The 18,170-nt window shown below is 37.9% G+C and carries 14 protein-coding genes; 9 read left to right on the forward strand and 5 right to left on the reverse strand.

Annotation, left to right across the window (positions count from 1 at the left end):
- Positions 1-11 precede the first annotated feature (11 nt).
- The 3 genes from L0668_RS02680 to L0668_RS02690 are packed head-to-tail and all read right to left on the reverse strand — an operon-like array spanning position 12 to position 5,913.
- On the reverse strand, positions 12-1,742 hold the full coding sequence (locus L0668_RS02680; protein WP_235310511.1) for a CsiV family protein: 1,731 nt from the start codon (positions 1,740-1,742) through the stop codon (positions 12-14).
- A 17-nt stretch (positions 1,743-1,759) separates the two neighbouring features.
- Positions 1,760-5,254: a transcription-repair coupling factor gene (gene mfd, locus L0668_RS02685; RefSeq protein ID WP_235310512.1), complete on the reverse strand. Its 3,495-nt coding sequence runs from the start codon at positions 5,252-5,254 to the stop codon at positions 1,760-1,762.
- A 14-nt stretch (positions 5,255-5,268) separates the two neighbouring features.
- Positions 5,269-5,913, reverse strand: coding sequence for a PilZ domain-containing protein (locus L0668_RS02690; RefSeq protein ID WP_235310513.1), 645 nt, complete (start codon positions 5,911-5,913; stop codon positions 5,269-5,271).
- Between the two features lie 160 nt (positions 5,914-6,073).
- Between L0668_RS02690 and L0668_RS02695 the strand changes: the two genes are divergently transcribed.
- Complete coding sequence (locus tag L0668_RS02695) at positions 6,074-7,285, forward strand: lipoprotein-releasing ABC transporter permease subunit (RefSeq protein ID WP_235310514.1); 1,212 nt, start codon at positions 6,074-6,076, stop codon at positions 7,283-7,285.
- Positions 7,286-7,443: 158 nt separating this feature from the next.
- Entirely contained in the window at positions 7,444-8,001 is a 558-nt protein-coding gene (locus L0668_RS02700; protein WP_235310515.1) for a phosphoribosyltransferase, read from the forward strand.
- 181 nt (positions 8,002-8,182) lie between these two features.
- On the opposite strand, the gene L0668_RS02705 is transcribed toward L0668_RS02700, so the two are convergent.
- Together L0668_RS02705 and cysK are read right to left on the reverse strand one after the other, a co-directional pair.
- Complete coding sequence (locus L0668_RS02705; protein ID WP_235310516.1) at positions 8,183-8,626, reverse strand: hypothetical protein; 444 nt, start codon at positions 8,624-8,626, stop codon at positions 8,183-8,185.
- Between the two features lie 104 nt (positions 8,627-8,730).
- Positions 8,731-9,696, reverse strand: coding sequence for a cysteine synthase A (gene cysK, locus L0668_RS02710; protein ID WP_235310517.1), 966 nt, complete (start codon positions 9,694-9,696; stop codon positions 8,731-8,733).
- Positions 9,697-10,037: 341 nt separating this feature from the next.
- On the opposite strand from cysK, the gene L0668_RS02715 reads away from it, so the two are divergent.
- The 7 genes from L0668_RS02715 to glnS all read left to right on the forward strand — a co-directional run bounded on the left by L0668_RS02715 (position 10,038) and on the right by glnS (position 18,113).
- A complete protein-coding gene (locus L0668_RS02715) occupies positions 10,038-11,162 on the forward strand; it encodes an RDD family protein (RefSeq protein WP_235310518.1) in 1,125 nt (374 codons plus the stop codon).
- A gap of 25 nt (positions 11,163-11,187) precedes the next feature.
- On the forward strand, positions 11,188-12,192 hold the full coding sequence (locus L0668_RS02720; RefSeq protein WP_235310519.1) for an XdhC family protein: 1,005 nt from the start codon (positions 11,188-11,190) through the stop codon (positions 12,190-12,192).
- Positions 12,183-12,785 carry a nucleotidyltransferase family protein gene (locus L0668_RS02725; RefSeq protein WP_235310520.1) on the forward strand — a complete coding sequence of 201 codons (603 nt, stop codon included), beginning with the start codon at positions 12,183-12,185 and terminating at the stop codon, positions 12,783-12,785. Before L0668_RS02720 ends, L0668_RS02725 begins: the two co-directional genes overlap by 10 nt.
- Before the next feature lie 14 nt (positions 12,786-12,799).
- Positions 12,800-13,312: a (2Fe-2S)-binding protein gene (locus L0668_RS02730; protein ID WP_235310521.1), complete on the forward strand. Its 513-nt coding sequence runs from the start codon at positions 12,800-12,802 to the stop codon at positions 13,310-13,312.
- Positions 13,309-15,555, forward strand: a complete 2,247-nt coding sequence (locus L0668_RS02735) for a molybdopterin cofactor-binding domain-containing protein (protein WP_235310522.1) — start codon at positions 13,309-13,311, stop codon at positions 15,553-15,555. The genes L0668_RS02730 and L0668_RS02735 overlap by 4 nt, the downstream gene beginning before the upstream one ends.
- Before the next feature lie 117 nt (positions 15,556-15,672).
- Positions 15,673-16,350, forward strand: a complete 678-nt coding sequence (locus L0668_RS02740; RefSeq protein WP_235310523.1) for a rhomboid family intramembrane serine protease — start codon at positions 15,673-15,675, stop codon at positions 16,348-16,350.
- A 101-nt stretch (positions 16,351-16,451) separates the two neighbouring features.
- Positions 16,452-18,113 (forward strand): glutamine--tRNA ligase, encoded by a 1,662-nt coding sequence (glnS, locus tag L0668_RS02745; RefSeq protein ID WP_235310524.1) that lies wholly within the window; start codon positions 16,452-16,454, stop codon positions 18,111-18,113.
- The last annotated feature ends 57 nt before the right edge of the window (positions 18,114-18,170 follow it).

Below are 18,170 nucleotides of genomic sequence, written 5' to 3' on the forward strand. Positions count from 1 at the left end.
GATATTGTTTGTTATTCCTCAGAAGATTGATCTGTTTCTTCAACAACTGGCCATTTATATCTATGGATCCTGACAATCATGCCAAATAATGGATGATCAAAATAGTGCACTTGTTTGCTGATCACTCGTCTCAACTGGTTAAAGTTAGCACTTTGTATAAAGTTTGTTTGTGGTGCTTCTATTGAACTTGCTGGATCTAGATTACTAGTAAGTTGGTTAGTTAGCTCGTCAGTTGCCAATAAGTTTGTCGAAGTTTGCTTTGTTGTTGATGATTCCGTAGTAATATTCGGATCAAAAACAGGTTTTCTGTAATCTAAATTACTATCGATATGCAGATAAGGCACTCGTCCAACATTTTTAAGATAAACCTTAATATTGCCATCAATTTGCCAAAGTTGGCCTAATGAGTCATTTGTTTCATCTGAAATTGGTTGTACTTGTTGCGACACATAAAATTCAGTTGATAAGTCTGAATTGTCGTTCAATGCCTGTTCTATTTTAGTAAACAGGTCAAATGAGCCTTCTGGAACTGTCACGTCTTCGTTCTGGTGAGATGCAATCCATGTTTGTTTTTGTTCAGTGCTCATGGTTCGCAGTTCTTCATCAGGTATATAAAATTTTTCTGATATAGGTTGCTGAGCGCTTAATTCTGCTTGCTCTTTGGCTTTTCTTAATCCGCTTGCTGCAAATTCACTAGCATAATTTTTTCCAGCAAATAAGCGGTATGATTGCGCATTTTCGGCTCCAAATGTGACTTTTTGTCGCCATGAGGTATGTAACAAGGGCTCGATATCTTTTTGTTTTTTTATGCTTTGATAAAGGTCTTGCATACGTAGTAAATCTTTAGGCAATAAAAAAGAACCTTGATTTTGTTGTTGTTTTTGTTGCCATTCTACGCCATTAATTTCTACCGGCATTTGGCTTAGCTGTTCTAATGGATCTTGATTGACAGTCTCAAGGTATAACTGATAAGAGAGCAGGGAAGGTTCCACTTGCTCAGCATACACACATGGGTAACGTTGTGGAGCTTGCCATTCAATCCAATCAACTGTTAAGTCGTGCATCGGCGCACGTTTTTGTTCGCTTAGAACTGAAACTTCAGCGTCTGAACCTTCGGCCTTTAGTATTTCTTGGTCAGTTTGATTTGATTCTTTATTTACTGCTTGATTTGTATCAATAACGGATTGGTTATCTGAAAAAATATCGCTGGAAACCACTTGATATTCAAAATTATCATCACTTGGCTGGTCAGTGTCTTGTTGTGGTAAATCTTGATTTTTTGTATCTAAAGCCGTGTCTGCCAGAGTAGAGCTTTCAGTTAATTCATTGTCATGAATGCTACTTGACCTTTGCTCTGCTGATTCGACTTTTTGTTCAGGATCTAGCTCTGTCTCTTGTTCTGGCTCTGGAAAGGCAAATTTTTCTTGGTGTTTTTGTTGCTCTAATTCGATACGTGATGCCCTGCAAAAAGGTAAACCAGCCCGCACAAAACTTAGATCAGGCGTTAAATAAGGGGTGAATAGATCTAATGCTTGGTTCTCATTGGCTAATAAACTTGATTGTCTAAATTTTTCTGACACTGAGTCAGTAGCCTGGTGGCGATCGAATAATATGACTTCTACATCGAACCACCATTCTTGCTCTGCAGCATTAGCCTGCTTGACTAATACACTGAAGGTCAAACTTGAAACTAAAGCCGTTTTTTTAAAGAAACCAATTTTATTATTAAATATCAATGACATGTTTAAATTTTTACCCATTAAGCTGCACGTAATTGCTGGCTAAATTGATCTAGAATATCTTTAAAAAGAGATAGTCTATCTGTGGCTGATTCACTAGGCACGTTAAATTTCAATTTTTGTGGTCCATCAAGTTTGTAAATTTTGGGCTGTGATTGAATTAATTTTATAATAAAACCAGGATCGATTTGGGTCTTTTCAGAAAATTCAATAAATCCTCCTTTAGCTGTGCCTTCCGCTTTATTAATGCCAATCACTTTGGCTTTTAGTTTTAACATGGCTATATCGAGAAGGTTTTTGGTATTTTGTGGTAACAATCCGAATCGGTCGATCATTTCGATCTGTAGTTCATTAATTTCTCGCTCGTCTTTGCAGCCCGCTAATTTTTTATATAAAGACAAGCGGGCATTTACATCATGAATGTAATCATCTGGGATAAGAGCAGGTATACGTAGATCTATCTCAGTTTGCTCCGATAATGCAGAGTCTAAACTCGGCTCTTTACCTTGTTTTAAGGCTTCAACCGCTTGCTCTAACATGTCCATATAAAGTGTAAAGCCAATACTGCTGATTTGGCCGGACTGGCCATCTCCTAGCAGTTCTCCCGCACCACGAATTTCTAAGTCATGGGTTGCAAGGGCAAAACCTGCGCCAAGTTCTTCTAAAGATGATATCGCTTCTAGGCGTTTTGCGGCGTCTTTGGTTAAACGTCTTGGATGAGGCGTTAATAAATAGGCATAAGCTTGATGATGAGAGCGTCCAACACGACCACGTAATTGGTGAAGTTGTGCCAGTCCTAGATGATCCGCTCTATCCATAACAATAGTATTCGCAGAGGGGACATCTATGCCGGTTTCGATAATAGTGGTACACAAGAGCACGTTAAATCGCTTATGATTAAAATCAGACATTACCTTTTCTAATTCTCGCTCTCGCATTTGGCCATGGCCGATCACAATACGCGCTTCAGGTACAATTTCTTTTATTTCTTCTGCGGTTTTTTCTATGGTATCGACTTCATTGTGTAAAAAGTATACTTGTCCACCGCGCAAAATCTCTCGCATGATGGCTTCTCGAATTAACTCTTTATTGCGCTGTTTAACAAAGGTTTTAATGGGTAAACGTTTTGCCGGTGGCGTAGCGATAATAGATAGATCGCGCATGCCACTGAGTGCCATATTCAAGGTTCTAGGAATAGGAGTGGCTGTTAGGGTTAATATATCTACGTCTGAGCGCAAGGCTTTAAATTTTTCTTTTTGACGTACACCAAACCTGTGTTCTTCGTCAATGATGACTAGACCTAAATCATTAAATTTCATTTTTTCTTGCAGCAAGGTATGGGTGCCAACCACAATATCGACCTTACCTTCATCAATGTTGTTGATAATTTGTTTAGTGTCTTTGGCACTGACAAAACGAGACAAAACCTCGATTCTAAAAGGACAATTTACAAAGCGCTCTTTAAAGTTTTCAAAATGTTGATGAGCAAGTAGGGTTGTAGGCACTAAAATAGCCACTTGTTTACCTTGATTGGCAGCGATAAAAGCAGCGCGCATTGCTACCTCGGTTTTACCAAAGCCCACATCACCACAGACTAAACGATCCATGGCATTGGCCGAGCCCATATCCTGAATAACTGCGTTAATGGCTTTTTGCTGATCTAAAGTTTCTTCAAAAGGAAAACTGTCACTAAAAGATTGATATTCGTCCCATGCAATTTTAAATGCATAACCTGGTTTAGCCGCGCGCCTTGCATATACATCTAATAATTGTGCGGCTACATCTCGTACTTTTTCAGCCGCCTTTTTCTTGGCTTTAGTCCAAGTATCGTTGCCTAAATGATGCAAGGGCGCATGGTCGACATCTCCGCCGCTATAACGACTAATCAAATGCAAGGCAGCAACAGGTACATAAAGCTTGGCTTCTTTGGCGTATTCAATGGTTAGATATTCAGTGGTCACGCCACCTGCATCTAAGGTTTGCAGTCCTAAGTAGCGACCTACACCATGATCAAAATGCACAACAGGTTGGCCAATTGCCAGCTCTGCTAAGTTACGAATGATGGCACTTTCGTCGGTACCTTTGCGGGTATCTCTTTTACGCCTATGACTTATCTTGTGACCAAGTAATTCAGTTTCAGTAATAAATGCAATTTGGGTTTTTGATTCGTTGATCAAGAAACTAAATTCAGCGGGCCCTACTGTGATACCAATTAAGTCTGCACTATTTCTAAAATCAGTAAAGTGTTCGAAGGTTTTAGGTTTGATATCTGCTTTGGCAAGGATTTCTAATAGACCTTCTCGTCTGCCCGCAGACTCTGCACTAAACAGTACTTTTACTTTTTGAGATTGCCAGTCGGATACTTGCTGTTTAAGAGACGTCCAGGGCACTTTATTTTGCGGTTTTAAAGCGATTTCGCCAACGTTTTCAGTGGCAAAATTATAGTGCCCAGCTTTAGATTCAGTTTTATCGGCTTGAATTTGTACTCTTGGCCAAACCTTAAGAGCAGAAAATAGTTCTTCTGCTCGGATGTAAATATCAGCAGGGTGCATAAGTGGTCGAGCTAAGTTGTATCTTAATTGCTCATACCTATGATTCACATCTTTCCAATGATGCTCATGAGCCTTGGCCAAGTCACCAAACATTAATAAAGTGGTTTCTGGGTTTAAGTAATCGAACAAAGTGGCTGTTTGATTAAAAAATAAAGGTAAATAATATTCGATACCGCCAGGCATTAATCCTTTACCTACTTGGTAAAACACAGACTCTTTTGAATTATTGGCGTCGAATTTAGATAAATACTGTTGTCTAAATAATGTGGTAGCGTCTTTATCTGTAGGGAATTCTCTGGCTGGTAACAGTTTGATTTCATCAATTTTGTCACCTGAGCGCTGTGATTCAGGATCAAAATGGCGAATGGAATCAATTTCATCATCAAATAAATCGATGCGATATGGATGCTGACTGCCCATAGGATATAAATCTATGATACTGCCACGAATTGAGAATTCACTGTGTCCCATGACTTGGTTAACATGTAGATAACCAGCCCGTTCTAATCCATTTCTAAAATCGTCAATGTCTAATTTTTGATTGACCTTAAGAATTAATAGGTATTTGCCAATATAATCAACCGGTGCCATGCGCATCATTAAGGTGTTGATGGGTACAATAAACACGCGCCTTTCATTTTGTGTAAGTTGATAAAGAGTTTCTAAACGCTGGGATACAATATCTTGATGGGGAGAAAAGTTATCGTAAGGTAGGGTCTCCCAATCCGGAAAAAGTTGTACATCTAGGTTTTTGTTAGCAAGAAAAAAATCTAATTCTTTTTCTAATTTAATTGCACTTGGGGTATCGGCAGTAATTAATAAAGTTGGGCCAGTAGCTGCTTGTGCTGCATTAGCAATCACTAAGGCTGTACTACTACCCTGAAGATTGCCCCAGTGACGTATATCATTTTTAGACTTGTTGGCGTTATTCGGTAAAGGTGGAGAAAAAATACTAAGAGTCATTAATTTTGTTCGTTTTATTTGTTTTGAGCTTGGTTGTTATTCTTACGTTTCCGTAAACTGGCCGCTTGTAAATGTAAACTGGCTTTTACCAATAAATCTTGGTCTTCTTCTCGTATACGGGTAAATATCAGTGAGGTATGGTACGTATCTTCACTTTCCTTACAAGTACTATTTTGGGCCTCGGGACTAATAACTTGGAGCTCACAACGAATAACTTCAGCATAACAAAAAATAGCTGAGGCTTCTTCACGTAAAAATATTTTTAGTTCGGTTAAGCTACCTACTGGGATGTTGGATTGAGTATTGACTGTAATGCCACCTCCACCGAATTGTATAGAGTGGAACATTTCTTCCGGCTCTGACTGTTGTTGTAGAATTAACGACATCATTAAATCAATTTTTCGAGACTGGTGATTTAAAAACTCGGCCAACTCAACGGCATGCTGACCTAAATTACGTAGAGGCCTTAGGGCTTTGGTTTCAATTTCAGATAATTCACTGGCCACTTGAAAAGTGTAGGGCATGTGATTGTGTAAGTCATCTAATTCAGGGAGTTCAAAATCACTAGAGAGCACACTCAAGTTGACTGGGATATCATGTTTTATCATGAAAAATTCGTTAAATTGTTCATGTTTTTGATTTAAGGTTAGATTATCCATTTATTCTCCAAGCATTAAACATCAGCATTCCTTGTGAGATTGTGAGCAAGCACGTATTATTCAACATCGTTAACCAGTATGCCAATAGTTAACACTTTATTTTTTAACTGTTTATTTAAAATTTTTTATTAACGTTTTTGCCTCGAGAATCATATTTTACATGTTTTATCCACTTTCTGCTTCTATCGGATTACGTTATGCAAGGGCGTCGAAAGGCAGCAGTTTTATCGCCTTCATTAATCTTTTCTCAGTTGCAGGTATTGCTCTTGGTTTAATGTCACTCATAACGGTTTTAGCTGTAATGAATGGTTTTGAGGGCGAGTTGAAATTACGTAACTTGGGTATTACTCCGCATCTTTTAGTTGAAACTACGCAAGGGCACTCACCTCAAAACAAAGAGTTTACAGATATACCAGGTGTTCTAGCTAGCGCTCCCCATCTAGAATCTGAAGGGCTAATTCAATCTGCTCAAGGATTAAAAGGAGTTATGTTTCAAGGTATTGAACCAAGCCAGATGCAAAGCTCGTCTGTGATCGGGCAGAATATGTTAGTGGGCCAATTAACGGATTTAGTAAAAGGTGAATATGGCATTGTTATTGGTCGCGCATTATCGATTAAGTTGCAGTTAAGAGTAGGGGATAAAGCTAGGTTAATCGCTTCGGAAAACAGTTATTTTGGGCCTTTTGGTAGGATCTATAGTCAGCGAATATTCACTGTAAAAGGTATTTTTGATATGGCTTCGGCTTTAGACGATAAAGTTATACTAATGAATATTTCAGATGCAACGCGTTTATTAAGAGATAAAAACCAAGCGTTAGTTAAAACCAGACTATTTTTATATGATGCATTTGACTATCAAAATGTTGAAAATAAAATTCAAGAATGGGGCTATTCCTCTATTAGTTGGCGTGTGCAGCAAGGGGCATTATTTGATGCGGTTAAGATGGAAAAAAATATGATGTCATTAATGTTATTGCTAATTATTGCGGTCGCCGCCTTTAATATAGTGTCTGCTTTGGTTATGGTGGTATCAGAGAAAAAGTCAGATATAGCGATTTTATTGACCCAAGGCATGACCCGTAAAAATGTGATGTCTATATTTTTGTTCAATGGGGCTTACAATGGCATTAAAGGCACTTTTATTGGACTAGTACTAGGGGTATTGCTGGTACATCAAATCAATAATTTATTAGTTTTGTTTAAAATCCCTGTGTTTTTAGGGCCAAATGGCCAAGGTTTACCAGTGGATTTACAATGGCCACAGGTTGCCGTTTTAGTCGCTGTTTCCTTGATATTATGTTTTGCTGCTAGCTTATATCCAGCTTATAAAGCTTTAAACGTTAGCCCTGCCAAAGCCTTAAAATATGAATAATTAAGATAACAAGCTGAAATATGACTAAATAAGGTTATAATGACCAATTGGTCATGTTTTATTGATGCTATCGTGATTTATTAATCTTTCAGGTTATATACTATTAGGTTATAAAATTACGCATTAGCAATTACAGTATTTTTTTAAGGTTTATTTCGATGGAAAAAACATTTATCACCGCGCAAAAGTTACTTGAAGATTCTTTTAAAGTGGCAGCTCAAGTATACGAAAGTGGTTTTCGACCGCAATTTATTATTGGTATCTGGCGTGGTGGTGCACCTATAGGTATTGCGGTACAGGAATATTTTGATTTCAAAAAGGTAGATACAGATCATATAGCGGTGCGTACTTCATCTTATTACGGGATAAATCAACAATCTAAAACCATTAAAGTACATGGTTTACACTATGTTATTGAAAACGCCAATGCTGAAGATAGTTTGTTGATTGTGGACGATGTGTTTGATTCAGGTCGAAGTGTAGAAGCATTGATCCAGCAATTAAATAAATTGTCTCGGGCCAATATGCCAAAAGATGTGCGAGTGGCTTGTCCATATTACAAACCAAAGAATAATAAGACGGATTTTGTTCCAGATTATTATGTACACGAAAGCGACGAGTGGCTGGTTTTCCCCCATGAAATTTCAGGGTTAACTCCAGATGAAATTATTAACGGAAAAACTGACTTGGCGAATGTATTGGATTTGTTGAAATAAGCTCGAAGATTTAAGTTCTATTTAATAAAACTGCTCGTATCCAAAGATACGAGCCGTTTTTGATCCTAAATAGAGGAGTAAATTATTACTAAATCTTATTCTTTAAACAACGATAAGTTACCAAGGCTAAATATCTAATTGGAATAACACAAAGACTCAAGCAATTGTTCAGTACTAGTTTTTAACCTGCACTAACTGAGTCTACTTTCCATTCTTTATCGATTCTAATTAAGCTTACGACACGTAAATCTTTAAATATATCTCCATCTAACGTGCCTTCGAAAAACAAGGATATTTGAGCTTCTTTGGCAAATTCATTGCGGCCTGCGCTTCGAGTACTTGGTTGCACTGTAACTTCGTCAAATCGCATATTCAACACGTGTTTTTGCACCGCTTTATTGGTGTGATAAGAGCGCAGCAAACGCTCCATTTTGGGAGTACTGTATTCAATCGCGCCAGACAAATCATTCGTCTTGTAGATTTTATTAAAAAATTCGATTGCGGCAAATTCAGGAACGTTAGAATCTAACATACCAAATTTACCCACACCTTTTTTAGGCTCCGCTTTTTCACAGGCAGTAAAAACAACGATGAGTAGCATTAGCCATGAAAACTTTCTAAGCATATTTTTTATCCGATAAAGTGGAGGTTTGACTATGTTATTCGTATGGCATAAAAAAGGGAAGCCTCAAGCTTCCCTAAATATTTTACTGCTAGTTTAATTACAGATTATTGCACATTTTCAGAATCTGAAAATTCACCGGCAAATAATGGGCTACTTAAATAACGCTCTGCAGCACTGGCTAACAATACAACGATTTTCTTATCCGCATTTTCAGGTCTCTCTGCTACGCGTTTGGCTGCAACTACCGCTGCACCGGAAGAGATACCTACTAAAATACCTTCTTCTTTCATTAAACGATGAGCCATTGCAATTGCGTCTTCATTGCTGACTTGCTCAACTTCGTCTACTAGATCTAAGTCCAGATTTCCAGGGATAAAACCTGCGCCAATACCTTGGATTTTATGAGGCCCAGGAGTCAGTTCTTCACCCGCTTTTGCTTGGGTAATCACTGGGGAGTCCGTAGGTTCAACCGCTACAGATGTGATGGCTTTACCTTGAGTATTTTTAATATAACGACTGACACCTGTAATGGTTCCACCAGTACCTACGCCGGCTACAAAAATATCTACTTCGCCGTCAGTATCGTTCCAAATTTCAGGACCAGTAGTTTGCTCATGTATTTCAGGGTTGGCTGGGTTTTCAAACTGATGAAGTGGTACATATTTTTCAGGATCTGATGCAACAATTTCTTCTGCTGCATTAATTGCACCTTTCATACCTTTTGGGGCTTCAGTTAATACTAAGTTTGCCCCCATTGCTTTTAGCAATTTACGACGTTCTAAACTCATTGAACTTGGCATTGTTAAGGTTAATTTGTAACCTCTTGAAGCAGCGACAAATGCTAAAGCAATACCCGTGTTGCCACTTGTTGCTTCTACTAATTCATTGCCAGGTTTTAAAATGCCTTTTTTCTCAGCATCCCAAATCATATTGGCGCCTATACGACATTTGACACTAAAACTTGGATTTCTGGCTTCAATTTTTGCGTAAACATTACCTGTGGTTACACGGTTAAGTTTTACTAGTGGGGTTTTACCAATTGATAGGGAGTTGTCGTCGTAAATTTGCATTTTATATCCTTTTGAATAAGTATTTTTTTTATATTAATTAACTAAGCCTACATCGTACTTAGTGTCGCTTTGGGTGATTAGCTAAAACTTGATATCTGATCTTTTATAACTGATATACGTGTATTTACCATGTTTTATTTTGAAATACATTAGCCAATGTATTTGAACTAGTAATCTATTTGTTTTAGTTGTCATTGCCAAAGAATAGACTGCTGTAATAGATTAGGCTGTAGTAAATTAAATCAAAGTGTTATTTAGCTATATCTTATGGTTAGGCGCTATGTAAAACCTTAGAGTTCGGGTTTAAAGTTGCTTAGTCATACCTAAAACAGGATGTAAAGTTGGAAAATACTCCCTTAAATACAGAACAAGATGCGTCAATCGAGGCGGCAAGTTCGGTAAATAAAATGTCTGCCGCTCGAAAGGAAACTAGACAAATTGTCACGCCTTATGCATTTCACGTTTCGTCAGATTTATTTGGTACACCTTTAGCCAGCCCCTTAAAAAGGGCTTTTGCATTATCTATTGATGTTTGTTTGTTATGGTTATTAACCCAAGCTAGCGGGTTCTTTTTAGCCGGTGTCGCTGCGGCTACATTTTTTCGAGCTGGTAACAGGTTGAAACAAAAAAAACGCTTTAACGGTGTGCGAATTTGTTTACGTTTTTTAACAGCTATTTTATTGTTTGTGTTTGTTATGGGGATATTGGATGCGGTTGATTTTGGACCACAACATAATGAACCCAGTAAAAAATCCTTTGGGGCAGCTGAGGGAATAGCTACCATTGGCTTGACAGGAAAATATATCTTTCAGTTGAATAATACTGAGCAACGAATAGCAGATGAACTTTGCTTAAATCAAGATGACTGTTGGCAACAGTTAAGTGAAGAGCTCACTAGTGAGTTAGTGGATTCTGAAATAGAAACTCAAAAAGCTTTAGAAATACTAGAAATAGTTGCTGACATGCAAAGCGAATTGGTGCCTACACTGAAACAAAATAATTTAAAAAAGCATTTGCTTGATTTATATGAATTTAAATCTTCCAAAGATGACAATACATTCATTGAGCCTGAGGTTAAGGTTTTTTCTCCGTTAGCAAGCGAGGATAACCAAAAATCTAATGTTGTCAGTCTGGTCGATTGGATTAAAGTAACCTTAGATGATCTTGGTTTAGGGTTCGGCTGGGCGGCATTCTACTTTAGTGTTTTTACTGCTTGGTGGCGCGGACAAACGCCAGGTAAAAAGGTAGTTGGCATTAAGGTATTAAAACTGGATAACAGTGAATTAACCCTATGGGAAAGTTTTGGTCGTTATGGGGGATATGGAGCTGGATTGGCGACAGGGTTAATGGGTTTTTTACAAATATTTTGGGATCCTAATAGACAAGCTATTCAAGACAAAATATCGGAGACTTTAGTAATAGATATACGTAAAGACAAACAAGAATTCTCATTAAATGAACAATAACAATCGTAAAAAAAGATAGCAATTAATGGCAAATAGAATTAACCAATTAATAGAATATTGGTACCAACATAAAGATAGCCAACAGTGGGTATTAGCCACGATTATTCAAACTGAAGGTTCCTCTTATCGTAAAGCTGGCGCCATGATGATGATAAATGATTTAGGTCAATATTATGGGATGTTAAGTGGTGGCTGTTTAGAATCTGACATTATGCGACAGGCTAGGCGTTGTTGGGATAATGGCAATAATAGGATAGTCGAATATGACATGCGTGAGGAAGAAGATCTAGCTTGGAAACTCGGTATTGGTTGTGGCGGTATGGTTAAAATTTTATTGCAACCTGTCAATCAAAGTAATCGATATTTAGAGTTAATTGAGCTTAATAACAAACTACTCAACAGAGAAACTGTTGTCTACCAACAAAAAGTTGATTTATTGTCTCCTGATAATCAATTATTGGAGCAGGTTAATCCCTCTTTATTAGGTTTACAAAATAAAGAACAGACAAGTTCATTTACTCACCACCTTAACCCAGCGCCATTAATAGCGGTTTTCGGCGGCGGATTAGATGCTAAACCTGTGGTTGCTATAGCCGCTGAATTAGGTTGGCAAGTTATTTTGTTAGATCCTCGAGTGGGGTATGCAAAAGAAGGGTATTTTGATGGTGCACAGCAAATCATACGCAACTCATTTGACGAACTAACCAAAGAAACTTGGTTAGGTAAAATTGACGCAGCATTTGTGTTAACCCATAACGTTAAACTTGACGCTAGCGCGATAAAGTTATTGCAATTAAGCCGTGTAAAATATTTAGGTTTGTTGGGGCCGACCCATAGAACAGAACGAGTTTTAGAAGAAGCAAATTTATCTTTAGAAAGTTTAATTAAGCCTCTAGCCAATCCTGTTGGACTTAGATTAGGCGGTGAATTACCAGAATCAATTGCGTTATCTATGTTATCTGAAGCGCATGCAGTTATAGAGCAGGGTGATGCCATGTCTATAAGCGGTTTTTTAACCAGATGCCGGTAACTGTAATTATGTTAGCTGCTGGTAACAGCCAACGATTCGGCGATATAAAACAATTAGCCGATATAAATGGTACTCCACTCGTGGTACATAGTTTAGGTTCCTTTCTAAGCAAAGGTGAGGTTTTACCCGAATTAGAAAATGTCTACTTAGTCTTAGGGGCTAATCATCGCCAAATTGAAAAAGTCATACCTACAAAAGTTCAAAAAATATATGTTAAAGAATGGCAAAAAGGTATGGGCCAAAGTTTAGCTGAAGCAATCCAACAGATTAAACCAAGTATAAATCATGTATTTGTTGCTCTGGCAGACCAAGCTGCTGTAAATATGGCTGTTGTTAACAAAATGTTGTTGACTTTGAGGCGTCATCCTTCGAAGATAATAGCTTCAAAATATAACGGACATTTAGGTGTTCCAGCTATTTTTCCTGCTAAATATTTACATCAATTAGGTACTTTAGAAGGCCACATAGGTGCACGTCGTATTATTCAAAAAAATTTAGAAGATGTAGTTTGTTTAGATTGTCCTGAGGCTGAACTAGACATAGATACGCCTGAAGATTTACAAAAATATTTAACCCAAAAAACTCATTCATAACAGGGGCTAGAATAATGATCCGTTTTACCTTAAACGACAAAGCAGCAGAAGTTGAAGCAGAATCTGACACACCATTATTGTGGGTGTTAAGAGACATTCTTCAATTAACTGGAACCAAATTTGGTTGTGGCATGGCCCAGTGTGGCGCATGTACTGTTCATCTAGACGGGCAAGCAATTCGCTCTTGTGTTATGCCGATTTCAGCCATCGAAGGTAAATCTGTGAAGACTATTGAAGGTTTAAAACCTGACTCAAATCATCCAGTACAACAAGCTTGGATTGAGCATAACGTGCCCCAATGTGGTTATTGTCAATCGGGTCAGATCATGAGTGCGGTTGCCTTATTAGAACAAAATCCAGACCCCGATGATGAAGCCATCGATAATTTTATGCAGGGCAATATCTGCCGATGCGGAACCTACCCAAGAATCAAAGCTGCGATAAAAACAGCAGCAAAGTCTCTTAATACGACATCAAATAACAAGTTTAATTATGAATTAGCAACCAATGTAGGAGAAAACGTATGAAAACTCCTACAGATCTAAAAAATGTTAGTCGCAGAGATTTTTTAAAGTATACAGGCGTGGCGAGTACGGGTTTAGTATTAGGTATGGCTGTGCCTACTCAAACAGTGTGGGCCGCTACTGAATCGAAATCAAATGAATTGAACTTGTTTGTCAGTATTGAACAAGACAGTACGGTTAATATTGTATGTCACAGAAGCGAAATGGGACAGGGGATCCGCACCGGTATACCACAAATTGTAGCTGAAGAATTATGTGCGGATTGGTCAAAAGTTAATGTGGTGCAAGGTCTGGCTAATGCTGCATATGGCAGTCAGAATACCGATGGTTCACGATCCATAAGAAACTTTTATACGGCAATGCGCCAAATGGGCGCTAGCGCAAGAACAATGCTAGAAAGTGCAGGGGCTAAATTTTGGAAGGTAAGTGTTGATAAAGTTTATGCTGAAAACGGTTTTGTGGTTAACAAAACAACTAATCAAAAACTGAGTTTTGGTTATTTAGCTGAATTAGCAAGTAAAATACCAGCACCTAATTTAGATAAATTGACGTTTAAAAAACCAGAAAACTTCAACATTATTGGAAAACCCGTGCCTATAGTGGATTTGCCAAAAATGGTAAATGGTACAACTGAGTTTGGACAAGATGTGTTGGTTGAAGGCATGGTTTACGCCAGTATCGAACGCAGTCCAGTAATAGGTGCAAAAGTTAAGTCTGTTTATAAAGATGACGCATTAAAAGTTAAAGGAGTGATTGATATTGTCGTGATGCCAGAACAATCGTTTCCCGTGGTTTTTAAACCGCTTAATGGTGTTGCCGTCATAGCAACCAATACTTGGGCTGCCTTAAAGGGGCGAAAGGCGCTAAAAGTAGAATGGGATTTAGGTGAAAATAAAAAACATGATTCAGAACAATATCTAGCTGAATTAAGTAATAGTATTGTCACCAAGGGAAAAGTAGTTAGAAAGGTAGGGGATGCATATCAAGCGCTTGAACAGGCAAAGCATAAAATAAGTGGCACATATACAGTGCCTTATTTAGTACATGCGCCTATGGAGCCCCCTGCAGCAACGGCAGTTGTTAATGATGATGGCTGTGAAATTTGGGCTTGTACTCAAGCACCACAAGGTGCACAGCAAACAGTGGCTGGAGTATTAGGACTTAAACCTGAACAAGTCAAAGTTAACATTACATTATTGGGTGGTGGGTTTGGACGAAAATCAAAACATGACTTTTCTGCCGAGGCCGCTATTTTAGCCAAACATACAGCTAAACCTGTTAAAGTGATCTGGAGTCGAGAAGACGATATTAAGTCTGGTTATTATCATTCCATCAGTGTTCAGCACTATGAAGCTGGCTTAACAGATTCTAAAAGTGTATCAGCTTGGATCCAACGTACTGCATTTCCAAGTATTATTTGGACGTTTAATGACCAAGTAAATGAACCTTCAGATATGGAATTAGGTTTAGGCTTTGGTGATATGCCCTTTACCATTGATAACTTGTTATGTGAAAAACATCAAGCTCCGGCGCATTTACGCATTGGCTGGTTGCGCTCTGTGTGTAATATTCAACACGGTTTTGCCTTAGGATCATTTGTTGATGAGGTAGCCATCAAAAGTGGTAAATCAACCCAACAAATGTGGTTAGAACTTTTAGGTGAAGATAAAAAGTTAGACGTAAAAACTCAAGGTTTTGACTATAAAAACTACGACATGCCGATTGAGGATTACCCGATTGATATCGCTAGGCTTAAGAATGTTCTTAACTTGGTTGTTGAAAAGGCAAACGTTAATCAAGCGACGCTGGAAAACGAAGCTTGGGGTATTAGTGTACATAGAAGCTTTTTAAGTTATGTAGCTGTTGCCACAAAAGTAAGTGTAATCGATGGTCAGGTTAAAGTATTAGAAATGGTTAATGTGATTGACGCTGGTCGCATAATTAACCCTGATAGAGTGAAATCACAAATGGAAGGAGCGATGATTTTTGGCTTATCTATTGCTCTAATGGGGCAAATAGATGTTAAAAATGGAACGGTTGTACAATCTAATTATCATGACTACCCTATATTAAGAATGCATCAAAGCCCTGAAATTCAATCTTTTATAGTGGAGTCAGATGAATTAGCCGCAGGGGTTGGAGAGCCTGGCGTGCCGCCCGTAGCAGCTAGTTTATGTAATGCTATATTTAAAGCTAGTGGCAAGCGAATTAGAGATCTTCCAATAAACAAACATTTTCGCGTTTAACTCAAATAGGTTTATCTAAACCAAACTAAGTAGTACACCTTTTTGGTGTACTACACTTTTATTACTTTCGATTCGATTTCCCCTTTAAATATTTGCAAAATACCCAATATCTTTTGTATGAAAGAAAACACACGTTTACGTAAAGGTATTTTAGGCTTACTCGCAATTGTCTGTGGCTTGTGGTGTATTAAATCTGCAGAAATACTATTCTACTTAGATTTATCTAGTTTGGGTTTAATTCCACAATCACTTGGCGGACTAATAGGCATATTTACCGCCCCCTTAGTACATGGTTCACTCGAGCATATTTTTAACAACACTTTAGCCATGTTAATACTTGGGGCCGTTTTGTATTACGGTTATCCTAAATCTTGGAAAAAGGTGTTAGTTTTTATTTGGTTAGTGTCAGGGTTAGGAGTATGGCTGTTTGCACGGAATGCTAATCATATTGGGGCAAGTGGGTTGACCCATGGCATGTTTTTCTATTTATTCGTAGTGAGCATATTTAGGCGAGATAAAAGCTCAGTGGGAATAATGATGATTGCCTTTTTATTATACGGTGGCATGACAATGAGTATTTTTCCTAGAGAAGAAACTATTTCTTTTGAATACCACTTTTTTGGGGCATTAGCTGGAACACTATCAGCATTTATATGGCGTGATCTTGATCCAAAACCTGTTGAGAAAAAATATGACTGGGAAAACGAACTTGCAGATGATGAATGGGAGTTTGATGATAATCTGTACAATGACAAAGAAGATCCAGAAAATACAGTAAACAAAACCCTGCACTAAGCGTTTAAATTAAAATATAGCTTATAAAAAGCATTAGGTTCGTTCTTGATGCTGATATAATATTTCGAGAATTAATTTATAGTCACTACGAGGGTTTTTGAATGGCCGAGACTGAAAGTCGTCCGACCAATTTTATTCGTCAAATTATTGATAAAGACATACAAGACGGTACACATACTAAAATTCAAACACGTTTTCCACCTGAGCCAAATGGTTATTTACATATTGGTCATGCTAAATCTATTTGTTTAAATTTTGGTATTGCCCAAGATTATCAAGGTAAATGTAATTTACGGTTTGATGATACTAACCCAGAAAAAGAAGATATTGACTACGTTAACGCTATCCAGCAAGACGTAACTTGGTTAGGTTTTGAGTGGGATGGTGAGGTATGTTATTCATCAAACTATTTTGACAAACTCTATGGTTTTGCGGTTGAGCTGATAAATAAAGGTCTAGCTTACGTCGATTTTTCTAGTCAAGACCAAATGCGTGAAATGCGTGGAACCTTAACTAAACCAGGTGTTAATAGCCCGTATCGCGACACTAGTGTCGAAGAAAACCTAGCTTTATTTGAAAAGATGCGAGCCGGTGAGTTCAAAGAAGGCGAATGTTTATTAAGAGCAAAAATAGATATGAGCTCGCCTTTTATGTGTATGCGAGATCCCGCTCTATATCGTGTGAGATTCGCTAAACACCATCAAACAGGTGACAAATGGCGCATTTATCCAATGTACGACTTTACTCATTGTATTTCAGATGCCATTGAAGGTGTCACTCATTCTTTATGTACTTTAGAGTTTCAAGATAACCGTAGATTGTATGATTGGGTTATTGAAAATATCACTATCGATGTACAACCTCATCAATATGAATTTTCACGACTGAACCTTGAATACACGGTATTAAGTAAACGTAAGCTCATTCAACTAGTTGAAGAAAAACATGTGTCTGGTTGGGATGATCCTAGAATGCCAACGGTTTCAGGTTTACGTAGAAGAGGTTATACGCCAGCGTCTATTCGAGAGTTTTGTAAAAGAATTGGTGTGACAAAAATGGATAACATGGTTGAAATGTCGATGTTAGAAGCCTGTTTACGAGAAGAGCTTAATGTTAATGCCAACCGCGCTATGGCAGTGCTAGAACCTTTAAAAGTCGTCATTGAAAACTTCCAAGGAGAGACTGAAAGTCTAACTGCAGCCAATCATCCTAATGATGAATCAAAAGGCACTAGAACCCTTCCATTTACTAAAGAGTTGTATATTGAAGCTGAAGATTTTAAAGAAGAAGCTAATAAGAAATTTAAACGTTTAGTATTAGGTAAAGAAGTCCGTTTACGTAATGCTTATGTGATAAAGGCTGAACGTGTTGAAAAAGATGAAAAGGGCAAGGTGACGACTGTTTATTGCAGTTATGATGCTGATACTTTAGGCAAAGATCCAGCTGATGGCCGTAAGGTTAAAGGCGTAATCCACTGGGTATCAGCAACAGAGGGTAAACCAGCAGAAGTTCGTTTATATGACAGATTGTTCAATGTACCTAATCCAGCTGCTGAGGAAGACTTTGTAACCTGTATTAACCCTGATTCATTTGTGCTCAAACATGCTGTAGTAGAGCCAAGTTTGGTTGATGCAGAGGTTAGTCACCCCATTCAATTTGAAAGAACGGGTTACTTTTGCAAGGATAAAGATAGTTCAAATACAGCTTTAGTATTTAATCGTACGGTAAGTCTTAGAGACACTTGGGCTAAAATTAACAACTAAGTAAAATACGCCAGTTAATTATCAGATGTTATATTAATAGTTGAAAAAAACGCCCTT

Source organism: Paraglaciecola algarum, from assembly GCF_021532655.1.
Taxonomy (GTDB): Bacteria; Pseudomonadota; Gammaproteobacteria; order Enterobacterales; family Alteromonadaceae; genus Paraglaciecola; species Paraglaciecola algarum.

What these genes read in the sequence shown, in the direction of transcription:
- L0668_RS02680 (WP_235310511.1), bottom strand. Translation starts at nt 1,742, where the DNA reads ATGTCATTGATATTTAATAATAAAATTGGTTTCTTTAAAAAAACGGCT.
- mfd (WP_235310512.1), bottom strand. Translation starts at nt 5,254, where the DNA reads ATGACTCTTAGTATTTTTTCTCCACCTTTACCGAATAACGCCAACAAG.
- L0668_RS02690 (WP_235310513.1), bottom strand. Translation starts at nt 5,913, where the DNA reads ATGGATAATCTAACCTTAAATCAAAAACATGAACAATTTAACGAATTT.
- L0668_RS02695 (WP_235310514.1), top strand. Translation starts at nt 6,074, where the DNA reads ATGTTTTATCCACTTTCTGCTTCTATCGGATTACGTTATGCAAGGGCG.
- L0668_RS02700 (WP_235310515.1), top strand. Translation starts at nt 7,444, where the DNA reads ATGGAAAAAACATTTATCACCGCGCAAAAGTTACTTGAAGATTCTTTT.
- L0668_RS02705 (WP_235310516.1), bottom strand. Translation starts at nt 8,626, where the DNA reads ATGCTTAGAAAGTTTTCATGGCTAATGCTACTCATCGTTGTTTTTACT.
- cysK (WP_235310517.1), bottom strand. Translation starts at nt 9,696, where the DNA reads ATGCAAATTTACGACGACAACTCCCTATCAATTGGTAAAACCCCACTA.
- L0668_RS02720 (WP_235310519.1), top strand. Translation starts at nt 11,188, where the DNA reads ATGGCAAATAGAATTAACCAATTAATAGAATATTGGTACCAACATAAA.
- L0668_RS02725 (WP_235310520.1), top strand. Translation starts at nt 12,183, where the DNA reads ATGCCGGTAACTGTAATTATGTTAGCTGCTGGTAACAGCCAACGATTC.
- L0668_RS02730 (WP_235310521.1), top strand. Translation starts at nt 12,800, where the DNA reads ATGATCCGTTTTACCTTAAACGACAAAGCAGCAGAAGTTGAAGCAGAA.
- L0668_RS02735 (WP_235310522.1), top strand. Translation starts at nt 13,309, where the DNA reads ATGAAAACTCCTACAGATCTAAAAAATGTTAGTCGCAGAGATTTTTTA.
- L0668_RS02740 (WP_235310523.1), top strand. Translation starts at nt 15,673, where the DNA reads ATGAAAGAAAACACACGTTTACGTAAAGGTATTTTAGGCTTACTCGCA.
- glnS (WP_235310524.1), top strand. Translation starts at nt 16,452, where the DNA reads ATGGCCGAGACTGAAAGTCGTCCGACCAATTTTATTCGTCAAATTATT.